Origin of the sequence: Zobellella denitrificans (assembly GCF_002237365.1) — a bacterium.
In the GTDB taxonomy this organism is placed as follows: Bacteria; Pseudomonadota; Gammaproteobacteria; order Enterobacterales; family Aeromonadaceae; genus Oceanimonas; species Oceanimonas denitrificans.
The window spans coordinates 1-15,028 of sequence record NZ_NMUO01000097.1; the positions used below are offsets into that span (position 1 = coordinate 1).

The window sequence follows — 15,028 nt, forward strand, 5'->3', positions numbered from 1 at the left end:
CTGGTGATCCTGCTCGCCGCCGCCGGCCTGGCGCTTAAAACCGCCCTGTTTCCGCTGCACTTCTGGCTGCCCCCGGCCCACGGCATCGCCAGGTCGCCGGTCAGCGCCCTGCTGTCGGCGCTGGTGGTGAAGGCGTCCTTCTATATTTTCGCCCGTCTGTGGTGGGGGTTGGGGGAGGGCGCCTACGGCTGGTGGCTGGCTCAGGCGCTGGGGGCCCTGGGCGCCGGCGGGGTCTTGGTGGGCGGCTGGCTGGCGCTGCGCCAGGCGCGGCTGAAGATGGTGGTGGCCTATTCGTCGGTGGCCCAGATAGGCTACCTCTTTCTGTTGTTTCCCCTGAGCCAGGGAGGCGAGGCAGCCGAGCTGGCCCGCCAGGGGGTCATGCTGCACCTGTTGAGCCACGCCCTGGCCAAGGCGGCCATGTTCCTGGCGGCGGGCAACCTGATCCTGGCGGTGGGCAGCCACCGGGTGGATGCACTGGCCGGAGTGAGCCGCTTTCTGCCCTTTTCGCTGTTTTCCTTCGGCCTGGCGGCGGTGTCCCTGATGGGGCTGCCGCCTTCCGGCGGCTTCGTCGCCAAGTGGCTGTTGCTGCAGGCCAGTATCCAGAGCGGCCAGTGGTGGTGGATACTGCTGCTGGTGGCGGGGGGACTGCTGTCGGCGCTCTACCTGTTCCGCATCTTCCGGGCTTCCTTCCTCGAAAAGGGGGGCGAGGATACCTTCTATCACCCGTCCCGGGGACTGGAGGTGATCCCCATGGTGCTGGCGCTGATGGCCATCGGCCTCGGCTTCGCGGCGGAATGGCCGCTGGCGGTGCTGGCCCTGCCCTTTAGCGGGGAGGGCGGGCCATGAATCTCAACACCTGGATGCCGGTACTGGTGATCATGACCTCGCTGCTGGCGGCGCTGATCATCTTTATGCTGCCGGAGCAGAGCCACGGCCGCCGCACCCTGGTCAACCTGCTGGCGGCGGTGATCAAGCTGGGACTGGTGGCGGTGATGACCCTGGGGGTGTTCCGGGGCACCGACTACGGACTGAGTTTCCCCCTGGCGCCGGGAGTGAACTTCGTGCTGCAGGCGGACGGGCTGTCGGTGATGTTTGCCGCCCTGTCCGCCCTGCTCTGGTTGTTCACCACCATCTACGCGGTGGGCTACCTGGAGGACTCGCCCAACCGCAGCCGCTTCTTCGGCTTCTTCAGTCTGTGCGTGGCCAGCACCATGGGCATCGCCCTGGCGGGCAACCTGTTTACCTTCCTGCTGTTTTACGAGCTGCTGACCCTGTCCACCTACCCGCTGGTGGTGCACAGGGGCAACGACCAGGTCCTTCGGGCGGGCAACAACTACCTGGTGTACACCCTGTCCGGTGGCATGGTGCTGATGCTGGGCATCGCCTGGCTGCACGCCCTGGTTGGGGATCTGAATTTCCGCGCCACCGGCCAGCTGCGCGATCTCGATCCGGCACTGCACGGCACCCTGTCGATGATTTTTGCGTTGCTGATCGCCGGCCTGGCGGTGAAGGCGGCGATCTTTCCCTTCCACGGCTGGCTGCCCAGGGCCATGGTGGCGCCGGCGCCGGTCAGCGCCCTGCTGCACGCGGTGGCGGTGGTCAAGGCCGGCGCCTTCGGCATAGTGCGGGTGGTCTACGATATCTACGGTATCGAGTTCACCCAGTTGCTGGGGCTGTTGCAGCCCCTGGCCTGGCTGACCGCCTTTACCGTGCTGTACGGCTCGCTGCGGGCCCTGTTCCAGCAAAACCTCAAGCGGCGGCTGGCCTTTTCCACCGTCAGCCAGGTGTCCTACATCATACTGGGCGTGGCCCTGTTCGGCCCCGTGGGCACCGTCGGCGGCCTGGTCCACCTGCTGCACCAGGGCATCATGAAGGTGACCCTGTTCTTCTGCGCCGGCAACTACGCGGAAACCCTGGGGGTGACCCGTGTCGATCAGCTCGACGGCGCCGGGCGGCGCATGCCAGGCACCAGCATCGCCTTTACCATCGGCGCCTTCGGCATGATGGGGGCGCCGCCCCTGGCGGGCTTTATCACCAAGTGGATGCTGGGCTCGGGGGCGCTGGCGGCGGACATGGCCTGGGTGCTGCCGGTGCTGATCGCCAGCAGCCTGCTCAATGCCGCCTATTTCCTGCCGATAGTGCACCGGCTATGGTTTCGTCCCGAACCCACCTACTGGCCCCGGGATCGGGGCCGAGGCCGGCTGGAGACCAGCGGCTGGCTGTTGTGGCCGGCCCTGTGCACCGCCCTGTTCACCGTGCTGGCCGGGGTGCTGGCGGCGGCGCCTTTCAGCCCCCTCAGCTGGGCGCGCCTCATTGCCCTGCGGGAGTACCTGCCATGACCGCCCTGCTGCTGCTGACCGTGCTGCTGCCCCTGGGCCTGCTGCCGCTGGCCGCCCTGGCCAGGAGCGGTTATTCCTGGCGGTTGGGACTGGTGCTGATGCCGCTGCCGGGGTTGCTGCTGGCCCTGGCCTACGAGGGGCCCTTTTCGCTTTCCCTGCCCTATCTGCTGACCGGTGCCCTCTGGGGGCTGGACGACCTGCGCCGCCTGCTGCTGCTGGCGGCGGCGACTTTGTGGCTGGCGGCCGGGCTCTACGCGGCGGGCTACCTGAAGCGACGCCGCCGCCGCTTTTACCTGCTGTGGGCCCTGACGCTCACCGGCAACCTGGGCCTGATGGTGTCGCTGGATCTGGCGAGTTTCTACTCCTTCTTCGCGCTGATGACCTTTGCCGGCTACGGTCTGGTGATCCACGACCAGACCTCGAGGGCGCTGTTTGCCGGCAAGGTCTACCTGGTGATGGCGCTGCTGGGGGAGATGCTGCTGCTGGCCGGGCTGCTGCTGGCGGCCCAGCGGGCGGGCGGCATGATGCTGGCCGAACTGGCCCCCGCCGTGGCGGCCGGTGACGGGGGTGGGATCATCTTCCTGTTGCTGCTGCTGGGCTTCGGGGTCAAGGCCGGCCTGCCGCTGCTGCATTTCTGGCTGCCCCTGGCCCATCCGGTGGCACCGACTCCCGCCAGCGCCGTGCTCAGCGGGGCCATGATCAAGGCCGGGCTGCTGGGTTGGGTGCTGCTGCTGCCCCTGGGATTGCCCGGCCAGGAGTGGCTTGGCCAGGGGCTGGTGCTGGCGGGAGCGGTCGGCGCCCTCGGCGGCGCCCTGCTGGGGTTGATGCAGCGGGAGCCCAAGACCATACTGGCCTATTCCAGCATCAGCCAGATGGGGCTGATGACCTTGCTGGTGGGGGCCGCCGTGGCGGCCCCGGGCGAGGCGGCGGTCATGGTACCGGTGATCGGCCTCTATGCCCTGCACCACGGCCTGGCCAAGGGCGCCCTCTTTCTTGCCACCGGTCTGGCTCGCCCCGCGCACCGGGGCGGGCAGGCGTTGTGGTGGGGGCTGGTGGCGTTGCCGGGGCTGTCCCTGGCGGGCCTGCCCCTGACCAGCGGGGCCGTGGCCAAGCTGGCGATGAAGTCGGTGCTGGTGCCGGATTTACCGGGTGTCGGGCTGGCGGCCCTGCTGCCGGCGCTGATGAGTGCCGGCGCCCTGGCCACCACCCTGGTGGTGATGCGCTTTCTGTGGTGCCTGCAGGGAGAGACCAAGAGCGGGCGCCATTCCCCCTGGATGCTGGCGGGCTGGGGCGGCCTGACCCTGGTCAGCCTGGTGCTGTTCTGGTGGCTGCCCTGGCGGGCCACGGCGGAACTACCCCCCATGACCTTCGGCGAAACGGGCCTGAGGCACGCCTGGAGCCTGCTGTGGCCTATCATGGTGGGGTTGCTGTTGACCCTGGTGCTGCTGTTGATCCGCTCAGGAAGGACGGCGCGGGCCGCTCCGGCGAGGGCAGACAACGGCCGGGAGTGAGCCGTTGAAAAAAATGCCTCTTTACGCTTGACCTTCCCATGATGGTAAGCCTGATAGTCAGCCCATAATGTCAAACCGAGGAATTCCATCATGACCGCATTACCTCAAACCGCTTTTCTTGACGAGCATCGCCTCAGGTTGCCGATTGCAGGCATGACCTGCGCTTCCTGCGTGCGACGGGTGGAAAAGGCGCTGCTTGCCACACCCGGGGTGCAGTCGGCCTCGGTCAACCTGGCCGCGGAAAGCGCCGAACTCATCCTGGACCGGGAGGTCGCCCCCGCGACCCTGGTCGCTGCCCTGGAAAAAGCCGGCTACCACAGCCGTACCGAGCAACTGGAGCTTGCCATCATCGGCATGAGCTGTGCCTCCTGCGTGGGGCGGGTAGAGAAGGCGCTCGCCGGTCTGCCCGGGGTCTTGTCGGCCAGCGTCAACCTGGCCGCCGAGCAGGCCCGGGTGGAGGTACTGGCCGGCAACCAGGACGCGGCCAGCCTGGTCGAGGCCATCCGCCGGGCCGGCTACGACGCCGTTCCCCTGTCCGCCGAGCGGGAAGACGACAGCCAGCGGCGGGAGCGGGGACAACTTGTTCTCAAGCGGGCCTTCTGGCTGGCGGCGGTGCTGACCCTGCCGGTGTTCGTGCTGGAGATGGGCGCCCATTTCGTGCCCGGCATGCACCACTGGCTTGAGCAGACCCTGGGCCGGCCGCTCAACTGGGGAGTCCAGTTCGTGCTCACCAGCCTGGTGCTGTTCGGCCCCGGCCTGCGCTTTCTGCAGAAGGGGCTGCCTGCCCTGGTGCGCGGCGCGCCGGACATGAACTCCCTGGTGGCCCTGGGCACCCTGGCCGCCTGGGGGTTTTCGGTGGTGGCCACCTTCGCCGGCCACTGGCTGCCGGCGGGCAGCCGCCATGTCTACTACGAGGCGGCGGCGGTGATCGTGACGCTGATCCTGCTCGGCCGCTACCTGGAGGCGAGGGCCAAGGGGCGCACCGGCGAGGCCATCGCCCGGCTGCTGAGCCTGCAGGTCAAGACCGCCCGGGTGCGGCGCGGGGAGGAATGGCGGGAAGTCCCCCTGGCCGAGGTGCGGGTGGGGGACAGGGTGCAGGTGCGCCCGGGGGAACGGATCCCGGTGGACGGGCGGGTGCTCGAGGGCAGCTCCTACGTGGACGAGTCCATGCTCACCGGCGAGCCGGTGCCGGTGGCCAAGCAGGCGGGGGACGAGGTGGTGGGCGGCACCGTCAACAAGAACGGCGCGCTCGGCTTCGAGGCCGTCAAGGTGGGCGCCGATACCCTGCTGGCCCAGATCATCCGCATGGTGGAGCAGGCCCAGGGCGCCAAGCTGCCGATCCAGGCGCTGGTGGACAGGGTTACCGCCGTGTTCGTGCCGGTGGTGATGACGGTGGCGGTGCTGACCTTCCTGGTCTGGCTGTGGCTGGGGCCCGAGCCCGCGCTCACCTTCGCCCTGGTCAACGGCGTGGCGGTGCTGATCATCGCCTGCCCCTGCGCCATGGGCCTGGCCACGCCCACCTCCATCATGGTCGGCACCGGCCGGGCCGCCGACATGGGCATACTGTTTCGCAAGGGCCAGGCGCTGCAAAGCCTGCGCGAGGCGAGCGTCATCGCCCTGGACAAGACCGGTACCCTGACCCGGGGCCGGCCGGAGCTGACCGATCTGTTGATGCGGCCGGGGTTCGACGAGGCCGAGGTGCTGGCCCTGGTAGCGGCGGTGGAACGGCAGTCCGAGCACCCCATCGCCGAGGCCATCGTCCGGGCGGCCGAAGAGCGGGGCCTGGCCCTGGTCGAGCCGCAAGGGTTCGAGGCGCTGCCGGGGCTGGGGGTGTCCGCCATGGTTGCCGGCCGGCGGCTGCAGGTGGGGGCCGATCGCTACCTGACACAGCTGGGGCTGAGCCTGGACGAGGTGAGCGAGGCCGCCGCCGCCCTGGCCTCGGCCGGCAAGAGCCCGCTCTACGCGGTGGTCGACGGTCGCCTGGCGGCGGTCATGGCGGTGGCGGATCCGATCAAGGAGGGGACGCCCGAGGCCATCGCCGCCCTGCACCGGCTGGGATTGAAGGTCGCCATGATCACCGGCGACAACAGGCGCACCGCCGAAGCCATCGCCGCCGAGCTCGGCATCGACGAGGTGGTGGCCGAGGTGATGCCGGACGGCAAGGTGGCGGCGTTGCAGGCATTGCGCGCGCGCTTCGGGGCCGTGGCCTTTGTGGGAGACGGCATCAACGACGCCCCGGCCCTGGCCGAGGCGGAAGTGGGCATCGCCATCGGCACCGGCACCGATATCGCCATCGAGGCGGCGGAGGTGGTGCTGATGGGCGGGGACCTGCGCGCCGTGCCCAATGCCCTGGCCATCAGCCGGGCCACCCTGCGCAATATCCGCCAGAACCTGTTCTGGGCCTTCGCCTACAACGCCAGCCTGATCCCGCTGGCAGCGGGTGCCCTCTACCCGGCGCTGGGCCTGCTGCTGTCGCCCATGGTGGCGGCGGGCGCCATGGCCCTGTCCAGCGTCTTCGTGGTGGGCAACGCCCTGCGCCTGAAAAGGGTGAAGCTGTGAGCCGGGCGGCTACAGCCAGAAGCCCAGCAGCATAAAGGCCGGGATCAGCACCAGCAGCGGGCACTTGAACACCCGCAGGGCCAGCAGCCCCGGGCGGCGGCGGCCAGGGCCGGGGCGCCGGTGACGCTGCTGACGAACACCGGCTGGTACAGCGCCGCCAGCAGCAAGCCCACCACGGCGGCGTTGATGCCGATGACGGCGCCGGCCATCAGCGGCCGGGCCGCCAATGCCTGCCAGCCGTGTTGCAGTGCCAGCAGCAGCAGGAAGCCGGGCAGGAAGACCCCGAAGGTGGCCACCAGGGCGCCCAGCACCGGTGATGCCGGCCACAGCTCGGCACCCAGAAAGGTGGCCAGGGTGAACATGGGTCCGGGCATGGCCTGGGCGGCGGCGTAGCCGGTGAGGAAGGCCTCACTGCTTATCCGCTCGCCCAGCAGCCCCTGCAGCAGCGGCAGCACCACATGGCCGCCGCCGAACACCAGGCTGCCGGCCTGGTAGAAGTCGGCGAAGATCCGGGCGGTGCCGTCCAAATGCAGCAGCCAGGGCTGCAGGAAGAGGCCGGCGAACAGCAACAGAAAGGGCCAGTTGGGGCCTATTTTGCGGTGGCTGTCCCCGCCGGTTTTTTGGAGCCACAGGGCGCCGACCAGGGCCGCCGCCAGCAGGGCGGTGAACTGGGCAAGCAGGCTGGGCATCAGCCACAGCAGGGCGGCGGTGCCCACCGCCAGCGCCAGGGTCAGCCGCTGGCGGCAGAACTGGCCGGCCATGGTCAGCACGGCGTCGGCCACCACCACCAAGGCGAACAGCTTGAGGCCGGCGATCGCCGCCAGGGCGGCGGGCTGGCTTGCCCAGGCCTGGCCGGCCAGGGCCAGGCCCAGCATCAGCAGGAAGGAGGGCAGGGTGAAGCCGATAAAGGCGGCGACGGCGCCGCCCAGGCCGGCGCGCTGGTAGCCGATGGCGAAGCCCAGCTGGCTGGAGGCCGGCCCGGGCAGGAACTGGCACAGGGCGAGGGTGGAGGCGAAGCGATCCTGCGGGATCCAGCCGAGTTGTTGCACGAAATGGCGCTGAAAATAACCGATATGGGCGGCCGGGCCGCCGAAGCTGACCCAGCCGAGCTTAAAGAACTGCCAAAACACCTGAAACATAAAATTAAGTCGTCAATTCGCATCCGAGTGCCTATCATAGCCGCCCCATATGAAAATCCCATGATGGGAAACGGCAAAAAATCAGCGGAATGATTCAAGTTTCGAGGCCTGGCGGCCGTTATTACTCATGTCGTGCCGGTTGCCGGCGGGGCCGTCGTGCTCCCCCGGTGGGGCGGGAATTTGGTCATTGCGGCCGAAGCCCGGCCATTTGCCGCCGATGTCGGCATGTTCAGGTTTTTTCAGAGCAGACCCCAGGGTCTCACCGGAGGTAAGTTGTCGTGAGAGAGAGGCCGCCGAAAAATACATCCACCGCCGGCGCCAGGGTCCATCTGGCGGCGCCGGACGTCCAGTTTCCCCGCTACGATTTTTTCCGCGATCAGGAGCCGGCGCTGCAACAGCAACGGCAGGTGAAACTGTGCCTGGAGGCCAGGAAGAATGCCTGGCGCGGCAGGCTGGAAGCCATGCTGTACAGCACCGAGCTGTCCCTGTCGCTGCGTTTCCTCCCCTCCTTGCCCGTCGCCGAACAGGGCGCCGTGTTGCTTTGTTTTGCCGGCGACGGCGAACGGGATGGCGCCATGATGCCGGGGCCGGCCCTGGTGATGGAGCATGCCTATCTCTACCAGCTGGCGGAGATGACCTTCGGCGGCCGGCCGGGGGACCAGCCGGCGCCGCCCCGGCGCCCGGTATCGGAAACCGAACGGCGGCTGGGGCTCAGCCTGCTGTCCCTGTTCGGCCAGGATCTGCTGACCCAGCTGGTACCGGGTGGCACCCTGAGCGGAGGACGCATGCTCCCCCTGGCCCAGTGCGAGCCACCGGCCACCCTGGTCGAGGTGGAACTCTCCCTGCACGGCCGGCAGATGCGCTGGTACCTGCTGCTGCCGGCCCTGGCCGCGCCGGCGGAAAACCCGGATCTTATCGAGGTCCGCCGGCTGGAGCTGGCCGAGGCGCTGAGGGAGATGCTGCCCCAGCTGAAGACCCGCCTCAGCATCCCCCTGGCCGAGTGCGAGCTGAGCCTGGGGGAGCTGGCCGGCCTGAAGGAAGGGGACATACTGCCCATCTCCCTGTTCCACGAGGCGACCGCCCGGGTGGGCGAGCAGCCGCTGCTCAAGGGCCGGGTGGCCGAGCAGCAGGGCATGCTGGTGTTTGCCAGCCACGGATTTATTGATTGAACATCGAGGTTGATGATGGAAAAACAAATGGATGAGGGCCTGCTGCTGGGCGATGGCCTGGACAGCCTGTTCCAGGACGTGGCCGAGCCCGAGGTCAAGGAGTCGGGCAGCCGGGATCTGGGCTATTTCCAGCAACTGCCGGTGAAGGTGTCGCTGGAGGTCGCCAGTGCCGAGATCAGCCTGGGCGAGCTGATGAAAGCCGGCGAAGGGGCGGTGATCGAGCTGAACAAGCTGGCCGGCGAGCCCCTGGACGTGCGGGTCAACGGCACCCTGCTGGCCCAGGGCGAGGTGGTGGTGGCCAACGGCCGTTACGGCGTGCGCCTGACCCGCATCCTCCACCAGCAGGCGGCAAAAGACCGGCAAGATGAAGCTTAAGGTGTATTGGGGGCTGGCGGCCCTGCTGCTGCCGGCGGCGGCCCTGGCCGACATTCCCCTGTTGTCGGTGATGGGTCCGGACGGCGAGGCCGAGTACAGCATCAAGCTCCAGATACTGCTGCTGATGACGGCCCTGGGGCTGCTGCCGGCCTTTCTGCTGATGCTGACCAGCTTCACCCGCATCATAGTGGTGCTGGCGGTGTTGCGGCAGGCGCTCGGCCTGCAGCAGAGCCCGCCCAACCGGGTGCTGATCGGCATCGACCTGGCCCTGACCCTGCTGATCATGCGACCGGTGTGGCAGGACATCTACCACAACGCCTTCGTGCCCTACGATCAGGGCGCCATCGGCTTCGAGCAGGCGCTGGTGACGGCCAAGGCGCCGCTGCAACAGTTCATGCTGGCCCAGACCCGGGAAACGGATCTGGAGCAGATACTGCGCATCGCCGAAGAGGATGTGAGTCTCGAACCCCGGCAGGTGCCTTTCGACGTGCTGATCCCGGCCTTCGTGCTGAGCGAGCTGAAGACCGCCTTCCAGATAGGCTTTATGCTGTTTATTCCTTTCCTGGTGATCGATCTGGTGGTGGCCAGCGTGCTGATGGCCATGGGCATGATGATGCTGTCGCCCCTGGTGATCTCGCTGCCCTTCAAGCTGATGCTGTTCGTGCTGGTGGACGGCTGGTCGATGACGGTCGGCACCCTGGCGCGCAGCTTTGGAGGCTAGGTGACACCGGAGCAGACCGTCGATCTTATCGGCCAGGCGGTGCTGACCATCATCGCCATGGTCAGCGTGCTGATCATACCGGGCATGGTGGTGGGCCTGGTGGTCAGCATCATCCAGTCGGCCACCCAGATCCAGGAGCAGACCCTCAGCTTCTTTCCCCGGCTGCTGATCACCCTCCTGATGCTGGTGTTCGCCGGCCACTGGCTGTTGCGCCAGGTGATGGAGCTGTTCGATCAGCTGTTCCTGATGATACCGGGGACCATTGGATGAGCCCCCTGGTCAGCCTGACCACGCCGGAGCTGATGGCCTGGCTGGGCAAGGGCTGGTGGCCCTTCTGCCGGCTGGCCGCCTTTTTCTGGGTGCTGCCCCTGTTTGGCGATGGCCACCTGAGTCCCCAGGTGCGGCTGCTGTTCGCCTTCCTGGTCAGCCTGCTGCTGTTTCCGCTGCTGCCCCCCGGGCCGGCCGTGGATCCCTTTTCCTTCGGCGCCGCCGTCCTGACCCTGGAGCAGATACTGTTCGGGGTGCTGCTGGCGCTGATGCTGCAGATGCTGTTCACCCTGGTGACCATGGCCGGCCAGATACTGTCGATGCAGATGGGCCTGGCCATGGCGGTGATGAACGATCCGGTCAACGGCGGCTCGGCGCCCCTGCTGGGCCAGTTGCTGTGGCTGTTCGCGGCCCTGCTGTTCCTGGCCTGGAACGGCCACCTGCTGGCGCTGGACATCATAGTGGAGAGCTTCCGTACCTGGCCCGCCGGCCACAGCCTCTATCGCCTGGATCTGGAACTGCTGAGCCGGCTGTTCGGCTGGATGTTCGGCGCCGCCCTGATCCTGGCGCTGCCGGCGGTGATCGCCATGCTGCTGGTCAACATCACCTTCGGGGTGATGAACCGCAGCGCGCCGTCCCTCAACATCTTCGCCCTGGGCTTTCCCATGAGCATGATGCTGGGGCTGGCGTCCCTGCTGCTGATGCTGGCCAACATCCCTCAGCGCTACCTGGAGTTCAGCCAGGAGGTGTTCGACCTGATGCGCCACTGGAGTCGCTGAGGCATGGCGGAGCAGCAGTCGGCCCAGGACAAGACGGAGCAGCCCACGGAGCAGAAGCGGCGCAAGGCGCGGCGCGAGGGCCAGGTGGCCCGCTCCAAGGATCTGAATACGGTGGTGTTGCTGCTGCTGGGCGGCCTGCTGCTGTGGTGGCAGGCCGCGGCCCTGGGGGACTTTTTCAAGCGGCTCTTCGTCCTGGCCATGGAGCTGCCCGCCGAGGCCAGCCGCGAGCCGGAACTGATGCTGGCCTACCTGTACCAGGCGCTGATGGAAAGCCTCCGGGCCCTGCTGCCCTTCTTCCTGACCATATCGGTGCTGCTGGTGCTCTCCGGCCTGGTGCCGGGCGGCCTGCTGCTGGCCTGGGGCAGCGTCAAGCCCAAGCTGGAGCGGCTCAACCCCCTGGCCGGCCTGAAGCGGATGTTCTCCAGCCATGCCCTGGTCGAGCTGTTCAAGGCGGTGCTCAAGGTCGGCCTGCTGGGTGCCACCCTGGGCGCCACCCTCTACTACAACTGGGAGCGGCTGCTGTTCCTCGGGCGTCAGCCGCTCTACACCGGTTTCGGCCAGGGCCTGGCGCTGCTGGTGCTGGCGGTGCTGCTGCTGTGCCTGGCGCTGGCGGTGATCGCGCTCATCGACGTGCCCTTCCAGAAGTGGTCCACCACCAAAAAGCTGAAGATGACCCGGCAGGAGGTAAAGGACGAGCAGAAGAACACCGAGGGCCGGCCCGAGGTCAAGCAGCGCATCCGCCAGATCCAGTTCCAGATGGCCCGGGGCCGCATCGATCGGCGGCTGCCCGAGGCGGACGTGGTGGTGGTCAACCCCACCCATTACGCCGTGGCCCTGAAATACGATCCCAAGCGGGCCGAGGCGCCCTTCGTGATCGCCAAGGGCAGCGACGAGCTGGCGGCGCGGATCCGGGAGTTGGCCCGGCTGCACCAGAAGGAGGTGATCAGTGTCCCGGCCCTGACCCGGGCCCTGTACTATTCCACCCGGGTGGATCAGCAGGTGCCCGCCGGCCTCTACAGCGCCGTGGCCTATGTGCTGACCTATGTGCTGCAACTGCGGGCCTGGCGGGAGGGGCGGGGCAAGGCCCCCGGCCGGCTGCCCGAATTCAAGATACCGCAACAATACCGACGACAATGAGGTGAAGCGTGAACTGGAGAGGCCTTAGCCATCCTTATATGGGAGTTCCCCTGCTGCTGATAGCGGTGCTGGCCATGGTGATACTGCCGTTGCCGCCCTGGCTGCTGGACGCCCTCTTTACCTTCAACATAGTGCTGGCGATCCTGGTGCTGCTGGTGGCGGTCTCGGCCCGCCGGCCGCTGGACTTCTCGGTGTTCCCCACCGTGCTGCTGGTGGCCACCCTGATGCGGCTGACCCTGAACGTGGCCTCGACCCGGGTGGTGCTGCTCACCGGCCACGAGGGCGGGGACGCGGCGGGCAAGGTGATCCAGGCCTTCGGCGAGGTGGTGATCGGCGGCAACTATGTGGTGGGCATGGTGGTGTTCGTGATCCTGATGATCATCAACTTCGTGGTGATCACCAAGGGCGGCGAGCGCATCTCCGAGGTGGCGGCCCGTTTCACCCTGGACGCCCTGCCCGGCAAGCAGATGGCGATCGACGCGGATCTCAACGCCGGCGCCCTGGATCAGCACCAGGCCAAGCAGCGCCGGCAGGAAGTGGCGCGGGAGGCCGACTTCTACGGCTCCATGGACGGCGCCTCCAAGTTCGTGCGCGGCGACGCCATCGCCGGCCTGCTGATCCTGTTCATCAACCTGCTGGGCGGCTTCCTGATCGGCATGTTCCAGCACGAGCTCGGCGCCGGCGAGGCCTTCCAGCGCTTCGCCCTGCTCACCATCGGTGACGGCCTGGTGGCCCAGATCCCCTCGCTGCTGCTGGCCACCGCCGCCGCCATCATCGTCACCCGGGTCAACGACGAGGCCGAGATGTCGAGCCAGGTGGGCCAGCAGCTGCTGGCGTCGCCGCGGGTGGTGTACACCGCCGCCGCCGTCATGCTGATCCTCGGCCTGGTGCCCGGCATGCCGACCCTGGTGTTCCTGCTGTTCGCCGCCGTGCTGGGCTATGTGGCCTGGCAGCTGCAACGGCAGGGGCCCGAGAGCACGCCCCTGGAGCAGGCCGAGGCCCTGCTCTCCCAGGAGCAGGAGTCGGTCCAGGCCCTGGCCTGGCAGGATCTGCCCCGGGTGGACCTGCTGACCCTGGAGCTGGGCTACCGCCTGGTCGGCCTGGTGGACGAGCAGCAGGGCGCGCCCTTGCTGGGACGGATCCGCGGGGTGCGCAAGACCCTGTCGGAGCAGGCCGGCTTCCTGCTGCCCGAGGTGCGGGTGCGCGACAACCTGCAACTGGCGCCCCAGGAATACCGCATCAAGCTCGGCGGCGTGGTGATGGCGAGCGGCAGCGCCGACGGCGAGCGGATGCTGGCCATCAACAAGGGCCAGATCTACGGCGAGATCGACGGTGAACTCACCCACGAGCCGGCCTACGGCATGCCGGCGGTATGGATAGACGCGGCCAGCAAGCCCAAGGCGCTCAACCTGGGCTATGCGGTGGTGGATGCCGCGACCGTGGTGGCCACCCACCTCAGCAAGCTGATGCGGGAGCACCTGTCCGAGCTGCTGGTGCTGGACGACGTGGTCAAACTGGGGGAGCGGCTGCAGCAGCAGTCGCCCAGGCTGGCCGACACCCTGGCCGAGGCGCTGCCGCCCATCCTGCTGCTCAAGGTCTACCGCTACCTGCTGAAGGAGCAGGTGAGCCTGGCGGATATCAACACCATCGCCACCGCCCTGGTCGAGGGAGCCGAGATCACCAAGGATCCGGTGTTGCTGGCGGCGGACGTGCGCTGTGCCCTGAAGCGGGTGATAGTGCGCCAGATCATGGGGGAACGCGGCGTACTCACCGCCTTCACCCTGGCGGACGGGCTGGAGCAGACCCTGCTGCAGGCCCTCAACCAGGCCCAGCAGCAAAACGCCAAGGCCAGCATCGACAGCTTCCCGGTCGAGCCGGCCCTGCTGTCGCAGCTGCAGCAGAAAATGCCCGCGGTGGGGGAAGCCCTGCAGGCCCAGGGCGTGCCGCCGGTGTTGCTGGTCATGCCCCAGCTCAGGCCCTTGCTGGCGCGCTACGGCGCCGTTTTCGCCAGGAGCCTGAAGGTGCTGTCCTACAACGAGGTGCCCGAGCATATCCAGATCGACGTGGTCGGCACCCTGGGCTGAGCCGCGCCGGATTTAGGCAAGGCTGTCTGGTAGGAGGACTGGCGGTATCTTGAGCAGGATGCGATGCCAGTCCCACATCAACGGAAAAAACACACTTTTGTTGTTGAATTACGTCGTTTTTTTTAGTCAACTATTGTCGCACTAAATCGATTGCTGATGACAAGGGCAAACTGGCCGAAAGGTCAGGACGCAAAGCCTCCGGTCTAAGGGATGTGAATCCTAGGATAGCGGGGTTGCCAAGGCAGGGATTTCCCTCCAGGCCCTCAGGGGCCCGCCTGTATTACCTTTCTCAGCCGTACACAATAAAAAACTGGCCAGTGGCCTGACCGGCGGGAAGTGCCGGTACACACTCTCAAAAGACGGAATATGAACAAGCTTACAAAACTGCAGGGCATGTTTGGCCTGGGTGTTTTGTTGAGCGGCTCCCTCATGGCGCAGGAATACGCAACCGCCATGGACAGGGCCGCTTGGCGTGCCTCTGGCAATGCCTCCCGTTGTGTGATGGAACACCAGATAGACAGGGTGGCCTTGGCCCGGTTCGTTGCCGAGCCAGGCCGTGGCGTACGCTTCGAACTCGAGTGGCAGCAGGCCGGCATTCAGGGCGGTGGCGCCGAGCTGGCCCTGATCCCCGCGCCCTGGCAGCAGGGCGATGCCGAGCCGGTCGCGTCCGGCCAATGGCAGCGGCAGCAACTGCATTACCACCAGGGCATCCCCGGGGTGCTCGGCGCCATGGCCAACGGCCGCTGGCTGGAGATCCGCGAGCCGGGCAGCCGGCGCCGTTTCGTGATGCCCAGCGTCCATTTCCAGCAGGCCTACAGCCAGTTCCGCCTGTGCCGGGGCGAGGCCGCGGCCGAACCCGGCCGCGACGGCAACGGCCTGACCCTTCATTTCCACGCCGGTGTGCGCGGCCTGAGCGCCGGCCAGCGGCAAGGACTCTCGGCCCCGGCC

The 15,028-nt window shown here is 67.6% G+C and carries 12 protein-coding genes, 1 pseudogene and 1 riboswitch; of the genes and pseudogenes, 12 read left to right on the forward strand and 1 reads right to left on the reverse strand.

From position 1 onward, the window contains the following. The 4 genes from CGX12_RS16290 to CGX12_RS16305 all read left to right on the forward strand — a co-directional run. Nucleotides 1–846, forward strand: an 846-nt coding sequence (locus tag CGX12_RS16290; protein WP_303396183.1) for a complex I subunit 5 family protein, incomplete at its 5' end; no start/stop codon positions are given. Then, on the forward strand, nucleotides 843–2,339 hold the full coding sequence (locus CGX12_RS16295; RefSeq protein ID WP_094040905.1) for a complex I subunit 5 family protein: 1,497 nt from the start codon (nucleotides 843–845) through the stop codon (nucleotides 2,337–2,339). The genes CGX12_RS16290 and CGX12_RS16295, both read left to right, overlap by 4 nt. After that, complete coding sequence (locus tag CGX12_RS16300; RefSeq protein ID WP_094040906.1) at nucleotides 2,336–3,850, forward strand: proton-conducting transporter transmembrane domain-containing protein; 1,515 nt, start codon at nucleotides 2,336–2,338, stop codon at nucleotides 3,848–3,850. Before CGX12_RS16295 ends, CGX12_RS16300 begins: the two co-directional genes overlap by 4 nt. Nucleotides 3,851–3,940: 90 nt before the next feature. Beyond that, nucleotides 3,941–6,409: a heavy metal translocating P-type ATPase gene (locus CGX12_RS16305; protein ID WP_094040907.1), complete on the forward strand. Its 2,469-nt coding sequence runs from the start codon at nucleotides 3,941–3,943 to the stop codon at nucleotides 6,407–6,409. 9 nt (nucleotides 6,410–6,418) lie between these two features. Here CGX12_RS16305 and chrA read toward each other — a convergent pair. Beyond that, nucleotides 6,419–7,548: pseudogene (gene chrA, locus CGX12_RS16310) on the reverse strand (chromate efflux transporter). 278 nt (nucleotides 7,549–7,826) lie between these two features. Between chrA and CGX12_RS16315 the strand changes: the two are divergent. From CGX12_RS16315 to CGX12_RS16350, 8 genes are all read left to right on the forward strand, one after another. Continuing rightward, complete coding sequence (locus tag CGX12_RS16315; RefSeq protein WP_094040908.1) at nucleotides 7,827–8,717, forward strand: FliM/FliN family flagellar motor switch protein; 891 nt, start codon at nucleotides 7,827–7,829, stop codon at nucleotides 8,715–8,717. A 12-nt stretch (nucleotides 8,718–8,729) separates the two neighbouring features. Next, complete coding sequence (fliN, locus tag CGX12_RS16320) at nucleotides 8,730–9,092, forward strand: flagellar motor switch protein FliN (protein WP_094040909.1); 363 nt, start codon at nucleotides 8,730–8,732, stop codon at nucleotides 9,090–9,092. Further along, nucleotides 9,082–9,813 carry a flagellar type III secretion system pore protein FliP gene (gene fliP / locus CGX12_RS16325; protein ID WP_094040910.1) on the forward strand — a complete coding sequence of 244 codons (732 nt, stop codon included), beginning with the start codon at nucleotides 9,082–9,084 and terminating at the stop codon, nucleotides 9,811–9,813. Before fliN ends, fliP begins: the two co-directional genes overlap by 11 nt. Beyond that, a complete protein-coding gene (locus CGX12_RS16330; protein WP_094040911.1) occupies nucleotides 9,814–10,083 on the forward strand; it encodes a flagellar biosynthetic protein FliQ in 270 nt (89 codons plus the stop codon). After that, complete coding sequence (gene fliR / locus CGX12_RS16335) at nucleotides 10,080–10,859, forward strand: flagellar biosynthetic protein FliR (RefSeq protein WP_094040912.1); 780 nt, start codon at nucleotides 10,080–10,082, stop codon at nucleotides 10,857–10,859. Before CGX12_RS16330 ends, fliR begins: the two co-directional genes overlap by 4 nt. A 3-nt stretch (nucleotides 10,860–10,862) precedes the next feature. Continuing rightward, nucleotides 10,863–11,996: a flagellar biosynthesis protein FlhB gene (gene flhB, locus CGX12_RS16340; protein ID WP_094040913.1), complete on the forward strand. Its 1,134-nt coding sequence runs from the start codon at nucleotides 10,863–10,865 to the stop codon at nucleotides 11,994–11,996. Between the two features lie 38 nt (nucleotides 11,997–12,034). Further along, nucleotides 12,035–14,080, forward strand: a complete 2,046-nt coding sequence (flhA, locus tag CGX12_RS16345) for a flagellar biosynthesis protein FlhA (protein ID WP_269769037.1) — start codon at nucleotides 12,035–12,037, stop codon at nucleotides 14,078–14,080. A gap of 154 nt (nucleotides 14,081–14,234) precedes the next feature. Beyond that, a riboswitch (cyclic di-GMP riboswitch) is annotated at nucleotides 14,235–14,321 on the forward strand. A gap of 125 nt (nucleotides 14,322–14,446) precedes the next feature. Then, nucleotides 14,447–15,028: hypothetical protein (locus CGX12_RS16350; protein WP_094040915.1), on the forward strand; the 582-nt coding region annotated here is incomplete at its 3' end.